17 protein-coding genes are annotated in these 17296 nt (G+C 68.0%); 4 read left to right on the top strand and 13 right to left on the bottom strand.

From position 1 onward, the window contains the following. Positions 1 to 5 precede the first annotated feature (5 nt). From QTH90_RS17345 to QTH90_RS17320, 6 genes are all read right to left on the bottom strand, one after another. Positions 6 to 1010, bottom strand: a complete 1005-nt coding sequence (locus QTH90_RS17345; RefSeq protein ID WP_286665807.1) for a transketolase family protein — start codon at positions 1008 to 1010, stop codon at positions 6 to 8. Continuing rightward, positions 1010 to 1849: a transketolase gene (locus tag QTH90_RS17340; protein WP_286665806.1), complete on the bottom strand. Its 840-nt coding sequence runs from the start codon at positions 1847 to 1849 to the stop codon at positions 1010 to 1012. Before QTH90_RS17340 ends, QTH90_RS17345 begins: the two co-directional genes overlap by 1 nt. A gap of 33 nt (positions 1850 to 1882) precedes the next feature. Further along, positions 1883 to 3142, bottom strand: coding sequence for a TRAP transporter large permease (locus tag QTH90_RS17335; protein WP_286569794.1), 1260 nt, complete (start codon positions 3140 to 3142; stop codon positions 1883 to 1885). A gap of 2 nt (positions 3143 to 3144) precedes the next feature. Continuing rightward, positions 3145 to 3660 carry a TRAP transporter small permease gene (locus tag QTH90_RS17330; RefSeq protein WP_286665805.1) on the bottom strand — a complete coding sequence of 172 codons (516 nt, stop codon included), beginning with the start codon at positions 3658 to 3660 and terminating at the stop codon, positions 3145 to 3147. A 133-nt stretch (positions 3661 to 3793) separates the two neighbouring features. Next, complete coding sequence (locus QTH90_RS17325) at positions 3794 to 4774, bottom strand: TRAP transporter substrate-binding protein (RefSeq protein ID WP_286665804.1); 981 nt, start codon at positions 4772 to 4774, stop codon at positions 3794 to 3796. A 31-nt stretch (positions 4775 to 4805) separates the two neighbouring features. Continuing rightward, on the bottom strand, positions 4806 to 5555 hold the full coding sequence (locus QTH90_RS17320) for an SDR family NAD(P)-dependent oxidoreductase (protein WP_286665803.1): 750 nt from the start codon (positions 5553 to 5555) through the stop codon (positions 4806 to 4808). Positions 5556 to 5669: 114 nt separating this feature from the next. On the opposite strand from QTH90_RS17320, the gene gcvA reads away from it, so the two are divergent. After that, a complete protein-coding gene (gcvA, locus tag QTH90_RS17315; protein ID WP_286665802.1) occupies positions 5670 to 6581 on the top strand; it encodes a transcriptional regulator GcvA in 912 nt (303 codons plus the stop codon). Positions 6582 to 6602: 21 nt separating this feature from the next. Here the strand turns inward: gcvA and QTH90_RS17310 are convergent, their stop codons facing one another. Both QTH90_RS17310 and QTH90_RS17305 read right to left on the bottom strand, forming a co-directional pair. After that, positions 6603 to 7763, bottom strand: a complete 1161-nt coding sequence (locus tag QTH90_RS17310) for an acyl-CoA dehydrogenase family protein (RefSeq protein ID WP_286665801.1) — start codon at positions 7761 to 7763, stop codon at positions 6603 to 6605. Positions 7764 to 7840: 77 nt separating this feature from the next. Continuing rightward, a complete protein-coding gene (locus tag QTH90_RS17305; protein WP_286665800.1) occupies positions 7841 to 8842 on the bottom strand; it encodes an NAD-dependent epimerase/dehydratase family protein in 1002 nt (333 codons plus the stop codon). A 90-nt stretch (positions 8843 to 8932) separates the two neighbouring features. On the opposite strand from QTH90_RS17305, the gene QTH90_RS17300 reads away from it, so the two are divergent. Then, a complete protein-coding gene (locus QTH90_RS17300; RefSeq protein ID WP_286665799.1) occupies positions 8933 to 9841 on the top strand; it encodes a LysR family transcriptional regulator in 909 nt (302 codons plus the stop codon). Between the two features lie 17 nt (positions 9842 to 9858). On the opposite strand, the gene QTH90_RS17295 is transcribed toward QTH90_RS17300, so the two are convergent. The 4 genes from QTH90_RS17295 to QTH90_RS17280 all read right to left on the bottom strand — a co-directional run bounded on the left by QTH90_RS17295 (position 9859) and on the right by QTH90_RS17280 (position 14383). Beyond that, complete coding sequence (locus tag QTH90_RS17295; RefSeq protein WP_286665798.1) at positions 9859 to 11493, bottom strand: hypothetical protein; 1635 nt, start codon at positions 11491 to 11493, stop codon at positions 9859 to 9861. A 90-nt stretch (positions 11494 to 11583) separates the two neighbouring features. Next, positions 11584 to 12414: an ABC transporter permease gene (locus QTH90_RS17290; protein WP_286665797.1), complete on the bottom strand. Its 831-nt coding sequence runs from the start codon at positions 12412 to 12414 to the stop codon at positions 11584 to 11586. Between the two features lie 5 nt (positions 12415 to 12419). Further along, positions 12420 to 13346: an ATP-binding cassette domain-containing protein gene (locus QTH90_RS17285; protein WP_286665796.1), complete on the bottom strand. Its 927-nt coding sequence runs from the start codon at positions 13344 to 13346 to the stop codon at positions 12420 to 12422. Between the two features lie 146 nt (positions 13347 to 13492). After that, a complete protein-coding gene (locus tag QTH90_RS17280) occupies positions 13493 to 14383 on the bottom strand; it encodes a LysR family transcriptional regulator (protein ID WP_286665795.1) in 891 nt (296 codons plus the stop codon). A 109-nt stretch (positions 14384 to 14492) separates the two neighbouring features. Here QTH90_RS17280 and QTH90_RS17275 point away from each other — a divergent pair, with 109 nt between their 5' ends. Both QTH90_RS17275 and QTH90_RS17270 read left to right on the top strand, forming a co-directional pair. After that, complete coding sequence (locus QTH90_RS17275) at positions 14493 to 15137, top strand: glutathione S-transferase family protein (protein ID WP_286665794.1); 645 nt, start codon at positions 14493 to 14495, stop codon at positions 15135 to 15137. Next, positions 15134 to 16102 carry a pyridoxamine 5'-phosphate oxidase family protein gene (locus QTH90_RS17270; RefSeq protein WP_286665793.1) on the top strand — a complete coding sequence of 323 codons (969 nt, stop codon included), beginning with the start codon at positions 15134 to 15136 and terminating at the stop codon, positions 16100 to 16102. Before QTH90_RS17275 ends, QTH90_RS17270 begins: the two co-directional genes overlap by 4 nt. A gap of 10 nt (positions 16103 to 16112) precedes the next feature. Here QTH90_RS17270 and QTH90_RS17265 read toward each other — a convergent pair whose 3' ends face one another. Next, a complete protein-coding gene (locus QTH90_RS17265) occupies positions 16113 to 17264 on the bottom strand; it encodes a cytochrome P450 (protein ID WP_286665792.1) in 1152 nt (383 codons plus the stop codon). Positions 17265 to 17296: the final 32 nt, after the last annotated feature.

Genomic DNA, 17296 nt, shown 5'->3' with positions numbered 1-17296 from the left:
CCACCTCAGCCCAGCCAGCCCTTGATCTGCGAGACCATCGCTTCGGCGGAGATGCCGTAGCGCTCATGCAGGGTCGGCAGCGCACCGGCATCGAGAAAGGCGTCGGGCAGCGCGATCTGGCGGAACTGCGCCGGTGCATTGCCGCTGCGCAGCAGCAGGCCGGCCACCGCCTCGCCGAGCCCGCCGATGACCGAATGGTTCTCGGCGACCACGACCAGGCGGCCTTCCCGCTTCACTTCACGCAGGAGGGTTGGCTCGTCCAGCGGCTTGATGGTCGGCACGTGCAATACGGCCGCGTCCACGCTGTCGCGGCGCAGGGCGTCGGCCACCTCCAGCGAGCGCATGGTCATGAAGCCGCTGGCGATGATCAGCACGTCCTTCCCGCCGCGCAGCAGCTTGGCCTTGCCGAGCTCGAACTTGTAGTCGTACTCGTCGAGAACGAGCGGCACGTTGCCGCGCAGCAGCCGCATGTACACGGGCCCTTGATGGGCGGCGATCTGCGGCACCGCCTGCTCGATGTCCAGCGCATCGCAGGGATCGACGATGGTCATGCCGGGGATGCCGCGCATCATCGCCAGGTCCTCCGTCGCCTGGTGGCTGGGCCCGTAGCCCGTGGTGAGGCCCGGCAGGGCGCAGCACATCTTCACGTTGAGGTTCTCTTCCGCGATCACCTGGTGCACGAAGTCGTAGGCGCGGCGCGTGCCGAAGACGGCGTAGGTGGTCGCGAACGGGACGAAGCCTTCCTTGGCCATGCCGCCGGCGGCAGCCATCAGCAACTGCTCGGCCATGCCCATTTGGAAGAAGCGCTCGGGGTAGGCCTGCGCGAACAGGTGCAGGTCGGTGTACTTGGCGAGGTCCGCCGTCATGCCGACGATCTCGGGGCGCTCGCGCCCCAGTTCCACCAGGGCCTTGCCGAAGGGCGCGGCCTTCACGCGCTGCCCTTCGGTGGCGATCGAGGCGATCATCGCCGAGGTCGTGAGGCGTGGCTTCTTCTCGGTCGTCGCGGTCATCAGAGTGCTCCTTCGTGCTGGGCCTGGTCCAGGTGCGCGATCGCCTGCTGCCACTCGGGCGGATCGACGCGGATGAAATGGTTCTTCTCGCGCTGCTCCAGAAAGGGCACGCCCTTGCCCATCAGCGTGTCGACCAGGATCACGCGCGGCTTCGCATCGGTCAGCGCGCGCGCTGAGTCGAAGGCGGCCACCACCGCGGGGAGGTCGTTGCCGTCGATCCGCTGCACGTGCCAGCCGAACGCGGCCCACTTGTCGGCGAGCGGCTCGAAGCCCAGCACCTTGCCCGAGGGGCCGTCGGCCTGCTGGTTGTTGATGTCGACCAGGCAGATCAGGTTGCCGAGTCCGTGGTGCGCCGCCCCCATGGCGGCCTCCCAGGTCGAACCTTCATCGAGCTCGCCATCCGACATCGAGTTGTAGACAAAGGCCGGGTTGCCCTTGTGGCGCAGGGCGAGCGCCATGCCGACGGCGATCGGCAGGCCCTGGCCCAGCGATCCGCCGGACATCTCCATGCCGGGCGTATAGGTCGCCATGCCGGACATGGGGAGGCGGCTGTCGTCGCTGCCGTAGGTCTCGAGTTCCTCCTCGGGGATGATCCCGGCCTCGATCAGCGCGGCGTAGAAGGCGATGGCGTAGTGGCCGTGCGAGAGCAGGAAGCGGTCGCGCGACTCCCATTGCGGATCTTCCGGCCGGTACTTCATGGCATGGCCGTAGGCCACGGCCAGCACGTCGGCATAGCCCAGCGCCTGGCCGATGTAGCCCTGGCCCTGCACCTCGCCCATGCGCAGGGCATTGCGTCGGATGCGGTAGGCGCGCTCGGAAAGCTTCGATGGATCAGACATGGTGTTCCTTTGGATGAAGAGCGGGGGCGGAGGTCAGCGGATCGTGAGCCAGGGCAGGTAGGCGAAGCCCAGCAGCAATCCGATCGCCACGAAATAGAAGGGAATCAGTTCTTTCACCACATCCCCGATGCGCACCTTGGCGATGGTGCTGGTGATGAAGAGCGTGGTGCCGATCGGCGGGTGGTACAGGCCGATGGAGAGGTTGACGATCATCATGATCCCGAGCTGCACGGCGTCCATGCCGACCGCCGAGGCCAGCGGGACGAACATCGGCGTGAGCAGCAGCACGGCCGCGGGCAGGTCGATGAACATGCCGGTGGCCAGCATGATCAGGTTCATCGCCAGGATGATCAGCCAGGGCGATTGCAGCGTTTCCTTGGCAAAGCGCGTGAACTCGGCCGGCAGTTGCTCGTAGGTGACGATCCAGCCGACCACGCTCGAAGCCATGATGATCAGCAGCACGACACCGGTGGAGATGCCCGCCTCGATGGCTGCGTGCTTCAGCTTGGCCAGGGTCAGGTCGCGGTAGACCACGACCGCCACGACCAGGGCGTACAGCGTGGACATGACGCTCACTTCGGTCGGCGTCGCGATGCCGAAGCGCAGGAAGACGATGATCAGCACCGGCATCGCGAGCGCGGGCCCCGCGTGGGCGAGCTGGCGCCAGAACAGGGGCCACTCGAAGGGCGTGGTGTCGCGGGGAAAGCCGCGGCGGCGACCCTGCACGTAGCACACGGCCATGAAGCCCGCGCACATCAGCAGGCCCGGCAGGATGCCCGCCACGAACAGCGCGCCGATCGATGCGCCGGAGACCAGCGCATACACGATCATCGGGATGGACGGCGGGATCAGGATGTCGATCGTCGCCGCCGCCGCAAGCGTGCCGGCCGCGAACGGCGCCGGGTAGCCCAGCTTCTTGAGCCATGGGATCAGCATCGAGCCGATCGCCGATGCATCGGCCACGGCCGAGCCGGAGACACCGCCGAAGATCGTCGACGAAAGCACGCCGACCTGGGCCGGCCCGCCGTGCACGCGACCGATCATCATCGACAGCAGGGTCACCAGGCTCTGGCCCAGCTTGCCGCTGACCATCAGCGCGCCGGTCATCATGAAGAAGGGAATGGCGATCAGCGGAAAGCTCTGCGTCTGCGAAATCATCTGCTCGATCGCCAGGTGCACCGGCACCTTGTCGATGATGAGCAGCCCGCCGACGGACGCCAGGACCAGCGCATGGGCGATCGGGATCGACAGCAGCGCCGTGACGATGAAGAGTGCAATGATCAGTGCGGTCATGGTCAGGCTCCGTGGGCGAGGGCTTCGGCGGCCTCGGGCTCCGCCACGGTGGCGTCGGCCCAGATCTCGGGCAGCTTGCACAGCGTCACGATGCTCAGCAGCGTGAAGCCCAGCATCAGGGCCCACACGCTCACCGAGCCGGGGACTTGCAGCATCGGACTGCGCTCGTCGGCTGCGATCTCGGCCAGCGGCCAGGCCGCGACCGTGAGCGAAAGGTAGAGCACGGCCACGGCGATCGATCCGCCCGCCAGCACCCAGCGCCGCGCGGCGCCGAGCTTCTGCGTGAGGAGCACCACGGCGATGTGGGAGCCATGCTGGGCGGCCAGCACCACGCCGGCCATGATGAGCCACGGGAACATCAGCTCCGGCAGCTCGGAAGCCGACGCGAGGCTGGTGCCCGCCACATAGCGCAGCGCCACGTTCGCGCTGAGGATCGCGAACACGACGGCCAGCGTGAGGTACAGAACGCCCCTGCACGCGGCGCCGATGCACCGGTCGATGGTTTGTAGGATCGCCATGAAAGTCTCCTTGCCCGCCCCCAGGCTCGCGCACTGCGTGTCGCTCTCCACCCCCGGCCGGGGGCGATACCGGCGGCCCGGCGAAGCCGGTTCCGCGGCATTCCTGGTTTTTGGGGCGTGATGGTGGTGTGGGTTACTGCGCCTGCTGGACGACGCGCTTGACGAAGTCGCCCGCAGGGCCGGCGGCCCACTTGGTGTAGACCGACTTCGTCGCGTCGGCGAAGGCCTTGCGGTCCACCGTGTCGATCTGGATGCCCTTGCCCTTGAGTTCGGCGACGAGCTTCTCGTCGGCTTCCTTGGAGAGCTTGCGCTGGACCTGGGTGGCCTCGGCCGCGGCTTCGGTGAACACCTTCTGGTCCGCAGGGCTCAACTTGTCCCAAGAGCGCTTGCTCATCACGAAGGGATTGGTTTCGTACTTGTGGCCGGTGAGCGAGAGGTACTTCTGCACTTCGTACAGCTTGGCCGACGAGATGTTGGTCAGCGGGTTCTCCTGGCCGTCGACCACGCCCTGCTGGAGCGCGACGTACAGCTCCGAGAACTTGATCTGCTGCGCGTCGGCGCCGAGCGCCTGCATGATGTCCATGGTCATGGCATCGGGCGGCGTGCGCAGCTTGAGGCCCTTGATGTCCGCCGGGGCCTTGATCGGCCGCTTGCTGTTGGTGACGTGGCGAATGCCGTTGTCCCAGTAGCCCAGCACGACCATGCCCTTGGCGGCGGTGCGCTTGGACAGGTCCTCGCCGATGGGCCCGTCGAGCAGTTGCCACGCCTTCTGGATGTCGGCGAACAGGAAGGGCAGGCCCAGCGCCGCGTACTCCGGCACCACGTTCGCCATCGCGCCCTGGCTGTTGGCCGAGATGTCGAGCGAGCCGGAACGCAGGGCGGTGACCATGGCGGCGTCGTCCCCGAGCTGCGCGGAATGCGCCACCTGGATCTCGTAGCGGCCGTTGGTCTTGGCCTTGACGGTGTCGGCGAACTTCACGGCCGCCTCATGGCGCGGATTGCCCGGCGCCGCGCCGTGGCCCAGGGTGAGCTTGACGGCCTGCTGCGCGAACGCAAGGCCCGAGGCCATCAGTGCGCCGATGAGGAGGGGGAGGGCGAAATGTCTGCGCTTCATGGTCTTGTCTCCGTTGTAGTGATGGATGGAATCAGTGAATCAACATGCCGCCGTTCACGTCGAGCGTGATGCCGGTGCAATAGCCGGACAGGTCGCTGGCGAGGAACAGGCAGGCGCCGGCGACGTCGGCGGGCACGCCAAGGCGGCCGATGGGGATGTCGGCGGCGATCTGCGCCTTGCGCTCGTCGGTCAGCTTGTCCTTGTTGATGTCCGTGCTGATGAGGCCGGGCGCGATCGAGTTGACGCGGATGCCGTCGGCTCCCAGTTCGCGCGCCATGGCGCGGGCCAGCCCGAGCACGCCGGCCTTGGCCGCCGAATAGTGCGGGCCGCCCAGGATGCCGCCGCCGCGCTGTGCCGAGACCGACGAGATGCAGACGATCGAACCATTCTTCTGGCGCTGCATGTGCGGGATCACCGCCTGCGAGGCCAGCAGCGTGCCGCGCAAGCTGACATCGAGCACGGCGTCGTAGTCGGCACCCGTGATGTCCACCGTCTTGCGCGGCTGGGTGATGCCGGCGTTGTTGACGAGGATGTCGATGCGGCCGAATCGCTCGACCACGCGCGCCACGGCCGCGTCGATTTCGGACTTGACCGTGACGTTCGCGACCAGCCCCAGGTGGTTGTCGCCGAGCTGGGCGGCGGCCTGCGCCGGCGTCGCGGCTTCGAGATCGGTGATGACGACTCGCGCGCCGTGAGAGGCGAGCAGGCGGGCGGTGGCGAATCCGAGGCCGTTGAGGCCGGCACCGCCGGTGATGAGGGCGACGCGATCGGTAAGCAGCACGGTATGTCTCCTATGGGTGTGTGCGGGATGGGGGTAACTATGGACACCCGTACGCATGAAGACAAACGACACTTTTTCAGCGATGAGTGAATCGCCTTCATAAAGGGTTTACCCGTGCGTTCGTCCTTTCCTCCGCTGAGCTGCCTGCTGGCCTTCGAGGCCGCGGCGCGTCGCCTGAGCTTCACGGCGGCTGCGGTCGAACTGAACCTCACGCCCTCGGCGGTCAGCCACCAGATCGCCAAGCTCGAGCAGCTGCTGGGCGTTCGGCTGTTCGAGCGGACCGTGCGCAGCATCGAGCTGACAGATGCGGGGCGCGAGTACATGAGCCGGGTGTCGGTGGCGCTCGACGCCATCAGTTCGGCCACGGACAACGTGCGCAAGGGCGTTCGGAATTCGCTGTACGTGCATGCCGCGCCGAGCTTCGCGAGCCTGTGGCTGATGCCCCGGCTCGCGGTCTTCGCGAAGGCGCATCCGGGCGTTTCGCTATCGCTGTCGTCGTCGGCCGTGCACTCGGATTTCTCGAGCGGACAGATCGACATCGACATCCGCTACGGCCTGCCCAACTGGCCGCACCTGCACGTGCAGCCGGTCTTCGAGGAGCGCATCCAGCCGATGGCGAGCCCGGCGTTCATCGAGCAGCATCGCATCGAGACACCGGAAGACCTGCTGCACGTGCCCTTGATCCAGTCGGTCGTCAACGTGGTGCAGTGGGGGGACTGGTTTCGCAGCCGCAACGTCGACTTCGCGGTCGGCCAGTTCGCCTATCGTTTCGACCGCACTTCCATGGCCCTCGATGCGGCGGTGCAGGGGCTTGGCGTCGCGCTGGACAGCTCGTCCATCGCTGCGGGCCATCTTCACCAGGGGCGCTTGCGCAAGGTCTTCGACAAAGACTGGTGCGTGAAGGTCCAGGCGCACTTCCTGGTGTGTCCGCAGCGCCACTCCCAGCGCAGCGAAGTCGCCAACTTCATCGACTGGATCCAGCGGAGTTCGGCCGATCCGGAGAGCGCCGACCTCGGCGGCGGCTAGGCCCGCCTGGCCGCCGCCGCATCACTCCCTCGGCGGCTTCTTCGCGATGCCCATCGTCTTCGCGAGGATGCCCAGCATCACTTCGTCGGCGCCGCCGCCGATCGAGGCCAGCCGGCCATCGCGGTACAGGCGCGACACGCGGTTCTCCCAGGTGAAGCCCATGCCGCCCCAGAACTGCAGGCAGGTGTCGGCCACCTCGCGCGTGAGCCGGCCGCACTTGAGCTTGGCCATCGAGGCCAGTTCGGTCACGTCCTGGCCCTGCACGTGCAGGTCGCAGGCCCGGTAGGTGAGTGCACGCAGGGCCTCGACCTCGGTCTTGAGTTCCGCGAGCTTGAACTGCACCCACTGCTGGTCGGCCAGCGTGCCGCCGAAGAGCTTGCGCTGCTGCGCCCATTCGATGGTCTCGGCGATGCAGTCGTCCAGCGGCACCAGCGAACTCGCCGCGCACCACAGGCGCTCTTCCTGGAACTGCTGCATCTGGTAGACGAAGCCCTGGCCCTCCTCGCCGATGCGGTAGCGCTGCGGCACGCGCACGTTGTCGAAGTAGATGAGCCCGGTGTCGCTCGAATGCATGCCGATCTTGCGGATCTTCTTCGCCTTCTCGATGCCGGGGCTGTCCATCGGCACGATGACCAGCGACTTGTTGCGATGCACCGGCCCGTCGCCGGTGTTGACCAGCATGCACATCCAGTCGGCCTGCAGGCTGTTGGTGATCCACATCTTCTGGCCGGTGATGAGGTAGTCATCGCCGTCCTTGCGCGCGTGGCTCTTGAGGCCGGCGACATCGCTGCCGGCGCCGGGCTCGCTGACGCCGATGCAACCCACCGTCTCGCCTGCGATGGCGGGCACCAGGAATTCGCGGCGCAGGGCGTCGCTGCCGAAGCGGGCGAGCGCGGGCGTGCACATGTCGGTCTGCACGCCGATCGCCATCGGCACGCCGCCGCAGCTCACGTGGCCCAGCGCCTCGGCCAGAGCCATCGCGTACGAGTAGTCGAGGCCGGCGCCGCCGTAGTCCTCCGGCTTGTTGAGCCCCAGCAGCCCGAGCGCGCCCAGCTTCCTGAACACCTCGTGTGCCGGGAAGCTCTCGGCGGCCTCCCATTCATCCACATGGGGATTGATCTCCTCGTCGATGAAGCGACGCATCGTCTTCTGGATCTCGAGATGCTCGTGCGTGTACTGCATGCCTTGTCTCCGGTCGGTCCTCTGTCAGCTTCGCCGACTCTAGGCCCGGCCGCGCCCGCCGTGCTTGCGGGAAGTGGCTACAGGGTGCCGCGGAGTGCGCCGGCCGGTCCCCCGTCGCGCAGACAGCCGAGCCCCTGCAGCGTGGTGGCCACGGCGGTGTCCAGCGGCGTATGCGGCTCGCTCCCGAGCACCGACAGCAGCCTTGCATTGCGCAGCCGCACAGGTTGCTCCCAGAGGTAGCGCATCTCGCGCAGTTCCCGGAACAACGGCACGAAGGGCGACGCCAGGGTCACCAGCCACCACGGAAAGTGCCTGGCCGGCAGATCGGGCTGTCCGCTCGCGCGGCGGATGGCGGCCTGCATCTGCGTGCCGTCCGCATCCCAATGCCCTGCCATGTGGAAGGTCTCGAAGGGTGCCAGCGCGCTGTCGCGTTCAACGAGCTGGACGATGGTTTCCGCAACGTCCGGCAGGTAGGCCCATTGGTGTCCGGTGCCGCGATGGCCGGGGTCGGTGGTCGCGGCGAGCGGCTGGCCGGGCTTCGCCAGTTGCGCGAACCAGTTGTTGCCTGCGCGGGGCCCGAAGAAGTCGCCGGCCCGCACGATCAGCGTGCGCACACCGCGATCGGCGGCGTCGCGCAGGCGCTGCTCCATCTGCACACGGATCGCGCCCTTGCGTGTCCGTGGATGCTGCGGCGAGTCTTCGACGAGGTCGGGGAATGCGTCCGGTCCGTAGTTGTAGACCGTGCCCGGCAGCACGATGCGCGCACCGGAGGCTGCGGCCGCGCGGATCGTGCTCTCCAGCATCGGCAGCACCAGCGTCTTCCAGTGGCGGTAGCCGGGCGGATTGACCGCATGCACGATCAGCGACGCGCCGCGTGCGGCGGCGATGACGCTGTCGGCATCGAGCGCGTCGCCCGCCACCCATTCCGGCCGCGCCATGCCGGCCGGCCATTGCGCCGCGGCCTTCGCCGGGTCACGCGCCAGCGCCCGCACCTGCCAGCCGCGCCGCAGCAGCGCAGCCGTCGTTTCGCCGCCGATTCCGCCCGTCGCGCCGAGCACCAGTGCCGTACCTCGTTCCATGAGCCATTCCTTTCGTGAAGAGGCCAATTCTTGAGGCAGGGTGGTGCAAACACAATTGTCATGGCGATGCCATCAGCTAGTATGAAATGTATGAGCCTGAATCCACTGGACTGGGAAAGCCAGCGCGCCTTTCTCGCCGTCCTTCGCGAGGGCAGCCTGTCGGCCGCAGCCCGGGCGCTCGACATCGCGCAGCCCACGGTGCGCCGCCGCCTCGAGGCGCTGGAGCGCTCCATCGGCGTCGCGCTCTTCACCCGGTCCCCCAGCGGCCTGACGCCGACCGACGCGGCACGGGAGCTTGGCGCCCATGCGGAAACCATGGCCGCCGCAGCCGATGCCTTTGCACGCGCGGCCTCGGCGGACACCGATGCCGCGTCAGGCACGGTCCGCATCACCGCCAGCGACGTGATGGGCGCGGAGGTGCTGCCCGCGGTGCTGGCCAGCCTGCAGGATGCGCAGCCGGGGCTGGTGTTCGAGCTGAGCCTCACGAACCGCAACGAGGACTTGCTGCGGCACGAAGCCGACATCGCGGTGCGCATGGTGCGGCCGACCCAGGCCGCCATGGTGGCCACGCGCGTCGGCGTGGTGGAACTGGGTTTCTACGCCAAGGCGGCTTACCTGAAAAAGCACGGGACGCCGACCAGCCTGGACGACCTCCGCCGCTTCGCGTTGATCGGCCCCGATCGGGAGACTGCCGACCTGCGCGCCCTGCGGGCCGCCGGCCTCGACTTGAAGCGCGCGATGTTCAGCTGCCGCACCGACAACCAGCTCGCGCAACTGGGCGCGATCCGCGCCGGCCTCGGCATCGGCATCTGCCAGAAGGCGCTCGCCCGGCGTGATCCATCGCTGGTGCCGGTGCTGGCGAACGAGTTCCGCTACGAGCTGGAGACCTGGGTCACGATGCACGAGGATCTGCGACGCATGCGAAGGGTGCGCGCAACCTTCACGCACCTCGTCGCCGCGCTGACGGCGTACTGCAACGCCGGCAGCGCCCCGGCCTGATCACGCCCTTCGAGCCTTCAGCGCTGCGGCCTGATCCGGTACAGCGCGTTGTTGCGGTCCGCCGTCATGTAGATCGTCCCGTCGCTGCCGACCGCCACGCCGGTCGGCACGTAGGGTGGCGGCATGCCCGGCCCGCCTTCGAGGCCGATCGGCAGGTTTTCCGCAACCGTGCGCCGCGTGCCGCTCGCGATGTCGATCTCCACCAGCCGCCGCGCCGCGCTTTCCGCGACGATGAACGTGCCCCAAGGCGTCTGCGCCACGCCTTCGGGCATCGCCAGCCCCTCGGCGACGGCGCGCAACGGAGCGCTCGCGTCGAGCGGAATGCGCGTCAGCTTGCCCGCGGCTTCCGTCACATAGAGCGCGCCATCCTTGCCCAGGGTCATCTGCACCGGCCCGACCAGGCCGCTCGCGATCACTTCCTTGTTCTCGAACTTCGGGCCGCTCGCGCGGCTCACGCTGCCGGTCGCGATCTCGGCGTAGATCACGCTGCCGTCGGGCATCGGGATGGCGTCGACCGGCGCCTTCAGGCCGTGCAGCACGCCGGTGGTCTTGAGCGTCTTCCGGTCCACCAGCTGGACCGTGCCCGTGAACCACGACGTCAGCGCGAAGTGCGTGGCCGACAGGCCGACCGCGAACGGGTATTCCAGATCCGGGTCGCGCTGCATGCGGAAGATGTCGCGCACCGCGCCGCTCGTGGCATCGACCTGGCGGAAGCCGAAGATGTCGGCCACCCAGAGGTCGTTGCCGTCGATCTTGAGGCCTGCCGGCACGGCGAGCTTGCCGCCCGTGAGCAGGCGCAGTTCGCCCGTCGCCGGATTGAAGGCCTCGACCGAGTTGTCCGCCATGTTCGACACGTAGACCGTGCCTTCCGGCGCGATGGCGAGGTTGTCGAGCGATGGCTTGAGTCGCTTGGCGACGGTCTTGCGGCCCGTCGCGAGATCGACGCGGACCAGTTCGCCGCTGCGCGCATCGACCACCCACAGGTTGCCCTTGCCGTCGAGATTGGCCGCCGCAGGGATCTTGAAGCCATCGGCGATCACGGTCATGGCGCCGTTGGCCGGATCGATCTTCACGACCTGGCCCTTGAACCACAGCGGGCCGTAGAGCATGCCGTCCGGGCCGACCTCGAAGCCGTTGAAGCCGCCCATGTCCTTCTTGATCAGGCGCGGCGGCTTCTGGCCCGCGACGTCGATCTCCCACAGCGCGTCGCCGAGGAACACCTGCGAGGCGTAGAGCTTGCCGTTGCGCCGGTCGAAGTCGAGCGAGTTGAGGCCGGGCAGGTCCTTGGCGAGCACGCGCATCGGCGCGCTGTCGCTCTCGCGCATCCGCAGCATGCCCATCAGGTAGTTGGTCCACGCCAGTTCGCCCTTGGGGCCGATCGCGATGTCGTCTGCCTGGCCCTCGACGCTCTTGATCAGCACGCGTGCGGCGCCGGTCTGCCGGTCGACTTCCCACAAGGTGTTGCCGACCACGGAGCCCGCGAGGAGCCGGCCCTGCTGGTCGACCGCGAGGCCGTGCACGCCCGAGAAGGAGGAGGGCGCCACGATCGCTTCGGGGGGAGCCCAGGCGCCGGGCCGGGTCGGCGGCGCGGTGGTGCACGCGCCGAGAAGGAATGCCGACGCCAGCAAGGCGCCGCCGAAGATCCGCTTCATGTTGTCTCCTCGTTGTGGAAGTCCCCGCCGCAGTCTAGGAGCGGCGGCTCGCTTTGCAGTCACGCCGGAGACAAGCGCGAGCGCTCCGCTTCAGGCCCGGAAGCGCCTTCGCGTCAGTCCCAGTGCGATCCAGAACGCGGCGACCGTGTACACCACCAGCACCAGCGCATGCCGCCACCAGTCGGCCGGCCATTGGTCCATGAAGAGCGGCCGCACCAGCGCCACCGCGTTGGTCAGCGGCAGCCACGCGGCGACCGCGCGCACCACGCCGGGCAACTGGTCCAGCGGAAAGAACACGCCCGACAGGAACATCATCGGCGTCATGAACAGCGTGAAGTAGTAGGTGAAGAAGTCGTAGCCCTTCGCCAGCGCATTGAAGATCAGCGCAATGCACGAGAAGGTGATGCCCACGCCCACCAGCACGAACCATGCGATGAAGAGCTTCGGAGTGTGGCTGATGCCCAGCCCGAGCATCACGAACAGGATGGCGGTGGTCGTGAAGATCGCCTTGAAGCCGGCCCACAGCATCTCGGCCAGCACCACGTCGTCGAGCCCGACCGGCGCATTCATGATGCCGTCCCAGGTCTTCTGAACGTGCATGCGCGAGAAGGCCGAATACAGCGCCTCGAAGGAGGCGGCGTTCATCGCGCTCATGCAGACCGAGCCGCTGGCAAGGAAGAGGATGTAGGGGATGGGGGTGCCATCGACTTGCACGTCGCCCACCAGCGCGCCCATGCCGTAGCCGAAGGCCACCAGCCAGATGAGCGGCTCGGCGATGTTGCCGATCAGGCTGGGGATCGCGAGCTTGCGCCACACCAGCAGGTTGCGCAGGAACACCGGCCACCAGCGCATCGAGAGTTCGGGCGGGCGCCAGACGGAGCGCGTCGCTGCGACGGGGGAAGAAGAAGCCAGGCTCGACATGCGAATCAACCGTCCTCTCTGATCTGGCGACCTGTGAGCTTGAGGAACAGGTCTTCGAGATTGGCCGGCCGGTGGAAGGTGCGCAGGCCGCTGCGGTCGCCCAGCGCCGCCATCAGGCCGCGTGCATCCTGCGTGTAGAAGAACACCGTCTCGCCGCTGACCTCGACCCGGGCAGCGTAGTCCTTCAACGGCGATTGCGCCAGTTCGAGCGCGCCGTTGCCATACAGCTCGACCACGTCCGGCTCCAGATACTCGGCGATCAGGTCGCGCGGGCGTCCCTCGGCGATCTTGCGACCGTGGTCCAGCACCAGCAGGCGCGAACACAGGCGCTCGGCCTCGTCCATGAAGTGGGTGGTCAGCAGGATCGACTTGCCTTGCTGCAACAGCACCTGGAGCCGCTCCCACATGAGATGCCGCGCCTGCGGGTCCAGGCCGGTGGTGGGTTCGTCGAGCATCAGCAGCTTCGGGTCGTTGACGAGCGCACGCGCGAGTGAAAGCCGCCGCCGCATGCCGCCGGAGAGTTCGCCTGGCTTGGCGTCGGCCTTGTGCGAGAGCGCGGCAAATTCCAGAAGCTGCGGAATGCGCGGTGCGATCTCGGCGCGGCGCATGCCGAAGTAGCGCGCGTAGACCATGAGGTTCTCCGCGCACGTGAAATCGGGGTCGAGCGTGTCGAACTGGCTCACCACGCCGAGCTGCGCCTTGATGGCGCGCGCATCCTCGGGCATCGAGAGGCCGCCGAGCGCCTCGATCGTGCCGCCGTCGGGCGTGGTCAGCCCGAGGCACATGCGGATGGTGGTCGTCTTGCCGGCGCCGTTGGGCCCGATCACGCCCAGGCATTCGCCGGGTGCGATCTCGAAGGACAAGTCGTCCACCACGGTGGTCGCGCCGTAGCGCTTGTGGAGGTGGCTGGCGTGAAAGAGGGGAGGCGGCACCGCGGCATTGTGGCGTATGAGCAAGGATTCGATGTCAGTGCAAACAATGCCGGAAACCCCGCGGAACCGGCTTCGCCGGGCCGCAGGGGTTGCCCCCGGAGAGGGGGTGGGCGGCCACACGAAGTGGGCAAGCCTGGGGGAGATCTCTAGAGACTAAGGCCGGCGAATTCGGCTTTCATCCAGTCGATGAATGTCCGGGTGCGTGCCGGCAGCAGGCGCGCATGAGGGTAGATCACGCTCACCGGGCGCGGCGGATGCTCGAATTCCTCCAGCACGATCGCGAGCCGTCCCTGCCTGACGAAGGGCAGCACCTGGTAGGAGAAGAACATGCCGAACCCGATGCCCGCCGCGCAGGCTTCCACGGCCGGTGCGATGTGGTTGAACTCCAGGTTGCCGCGCGCAGCGATCGCCAGCGGTCGGCCATGGTCGCGAAAGCTCCAGTGCACCGTGCTGCTCGGATGAATGCGCACGCAATTGGCGTCGAGCAGATCGCGCGGATGCCGGGGCGTGCCGTGCGCCTGGAGATAGTCCGGGCTCGCGACCACCACGCGGCGGATGCTGCCGAGCTGCTGGGCGACTAGCGACGAATCCTCCAGCGCGCTGATGCGGATGCCGACGTCGATGCCTTCTTCCAGCAGGTTCACGCTGCGGTCATGCAGCAGCACGCTGCAACGCATCTTGTCGTAGCGCTGCAGGAAGCGGACGATGGCAGGCGACACGTACATGTGGCCGAACAGCACCGGTGCCGTGACGGTGAGCTGCCCCGCGGGTTCGGCCGCGTCGACGGTGAGCGCCTGGTCTGCCGCGTCTGCGGCGGCCAGCACCTCGCGTGCACTCTGCAGGTAGCTGCGGCCTTCCTCGGTGAGCGAGATGCGCCGGGTGGTGCGATGGAACAGCCGCACGCCCAGGTGGGCTTCGAGCGCGGCGAGCGAGCGCACCACCGCCGGGAGCGAAGTGTCGAGCGCGTCGGCCGCCTTGGTGAGGCTGCCCCGGTCGGCGATCTGCACGAAGGTCTGCATGGCTTTGAGACGGTCCATGACGCGATTAAACCGGAAAACGCAGCAGTCAACTCCATCTGGAACCATTACTTCATCAGGCAGAAGAAAACAGAATCGAGCCATCGCACACAGCCACAGGAGAACCGACATGACAGCCACCCGTCCCGCCCAGCCCATCAAGGTCTACGGCTCACCCATCTCCGGCCACACGCACCGGGTGAAGCTGTTTCTCTCGCTGCTCGGGCTGCCCTTCGAGGCGGTCGAGGTCAACTTGCGTGCCGGCGAACAACGCACCCCCGAATTCCTGCAGCGCAATGCCTTCGGACAGGTGCCGGTGATCGAGGACGGCGACACGACGCTGGCCGACTCCAACGCGATCCTCGTCTACCTCAACGAGCGCTATGCCGCCGACCCGGCGCGCTGGTATCCGCGCGATGCGCTCGGCGCGGCCCGGGTGCAGCGCTGGCTGTCGGTCGCGGCCGGACCGCTCGCGGTGGGCCCGTCGGTGGCGCGGGTCATCGTGCTGTTCGGCCAGACCAGGGACGCGACCGAAGTGATCTCGCGCAGCCACGACCTCCTGCGCGTGATGGAGCGAGAGTTGTCGGAGCGTCCCTTCCTTGCAGGCGCTTCCGCGACGCTGGCGGACATCGCCAACCACACCTACATCGCCCATGCACCGGAGGGCAATGTGTCGCTCGAAGCCTATCCCCGCTTGCGCGAGTGGCTGGCGCGGGTCGAGGCATTGCCCGGCTTCGTGCCGATGGCCCCGTCACGCATCGGGCTGGCAGCATGACCACCGGGGACGCCGTCGCATCGCCCTGGCATGAGGGCGAGCGCGCAATGCAGAGACTAGCGGGGGTGCGCGAGCACATGGACGCGCTCGGCCCGCGCGTGATCCGGGACTACATGCCGGAACAGCATCGCAGCTTCTTCGCGCAACTGCCCTTCCTGATCGTGGGCAGCCTCGATGCCGAACTTCAGCCTTGGGCGAGCGTGCTCGCTGCGCCGCCCGGCTTTGCGCAATCGCCCGACGAGCACCATCTGCGCATCGATGCGCGCCCGCTCGCAGGCGATCCGCTGGCGTCGGCGCTGGTGCCCGGCGCGCCGCTTGGCCTGCTCGGCATCGAGCCGCACACGCGGCGTCGCAACCGCATGAACGGCGTGGTGGAGCAGGTCGACGCACGCGGCTTTTCGGTCGAAGTGCAACAGAGCTTCGGCAACTGCCCGAAGTACATCCAGGCGCGTGAGCCGCTGTTCGTGAAAGGAGCCGACGCAGTGGCAAGCGCACGGCGCAGCGACCGCATGGACTCGGTGGCGCGGCGCATCGTGAGCCAGGCCGACACCTTCTTCATCGCCACGGCCCATCCCGCGGCCGGCGATGCGGCGGCGTCGCATGGCGTCGACGTATCGCACCGTGGCGGCCGGTCCGGCTTTGTGCGGCTGACGGGCGAAGGGACGCTGACCGTGCCGGACTTCGTCGGCAACTCCTTCTTCAACACCTTGGGCAATATCGCAGTGCATCCACGGGCGGGCCTGCTCTTCATCGACTTCGAAACCGGCGACTTGCTCCAGTTGGGCGTGACGGCCGAGACGATCTGGGATGGCCCCGACCTCGAGGGCTTCGCTGGCGCGCAGCGGCTGCTTCGCATGCAGGTCGTGTCTGCGCTGCACATGCCGGCCGTGCTGCCGCTGCGCTGGGGCCGCGCCGATATGTCGCCTTTCCTCGCCCCGACGGGACGTTGGCTGGAGGCTGCCTGAGCTTCGCCTCTCAGTGGAACGTGGGGATTCGGGCGTTGACGGAGGGGCGATAGTCCCAGCCGCGTTCCAGCAGTGCATCGGTGTCGAGGCCTTGCGAGAGCATCGCTTCGAGCCCCGCCGCCGCGACCGTGCCTGCGAGCGCCTGCCCGGGACAGGCATGCGTCCCATGGCCGAAGCCGAGGGTCTGGCGCCCGGCGCGCATCAGCTCGAAAGTTGCCGGCGCCGGATTGAGCGACGGGTCGCGGTTGGCGGCACCGAGCACCAGCAGCACCGCATCCCCTGGGGCGAGTTCGATGCCGGCGACGGCCGTCGGTTGCGCGACGAAGCGGCGCGTGTTCTGGATCGAAGGATCGTGGCGACCCACTTCGTCCACCAGCGCGGGCAGCAGCTCCCAGCGCGAGTCGATCCTCCGGCGCAGACCGGGCTCGCGCGCCAGCGCGACGAGGCTGTTGCCCAGCAGGCCGGCCGTGGCTTCGCAGGTCTGCGACAGCAGGCCGACGAGATTCGCCAGGAGCGCGGGTGATCGATCGGCCGGCGCCTGCGCCTGCACCGCCGCCAGCAGCGTGCCGTGGCGCGCCGGCCGGGAAGCGGCCAATTCCTCGAAGCGCGCCATCAGGGCGGCCGCCGCTTCGCTTGCGGCGTCGAGCCGGGCGGCGTTCGACAGAGGGGAAAGGCAGGCCACGAAATCGCGCATCCAATCGGAGACGCGCGGCAGTTCGTCGTTCGCAAAGCCGAGCAGGTGAGCGACGCCACGCACCGGCATGGCGAAGCATGCATCGGACAGCGAGTCGACTGCCATGCTCCCGGCGATCTGGCGTGCCGCGGCGTGCGCGGCGCGCAGGTCGAGTTCCGCCAGCGCGCGTTGCAGCACAGGCTTGTGGGCCGTATGCGGCGCGCCGTCGTTCATGCGCACGAGCCGCCCGAACACTTCTCCCGCCGGGGTTCCGGCGATGGCGCCCGGCACCGGTTCAGCCGGAGGGCGCACGCGCAACGCATCGTTCGCCAGCACTTCACGAACGATGTCCGCCCGGCTGGCGACCCACACCCTCAGGCGTTCGTCGCGGACCAGCGCGGGCCCGTTGCGCAGCGTGGCGTACCACGGGTAGGGATTGCAGTGCGTGACGGCGGCGATCGCATCGGCCGGTGGATCGAGGTGTTTCATGCCCGCAGTCTGGCGCTTTTCGAACACACACA

The sequence above is a fragment of the Variovorax flavidus genome (genome assembly GCF_030317145.1).
Classification (GTDB): Bacteria; Pseudomonadota; Gammaproteobacteria; order Burkholderiales; family Burkholderiaceae_C; genus Variovorax; species Variovorax flavidus.
The sequence above is the reverse complement of the archived record's forward strand: the minus strand, read 5'-3'. Positions and strand labels throughout refer to the sequence as shown.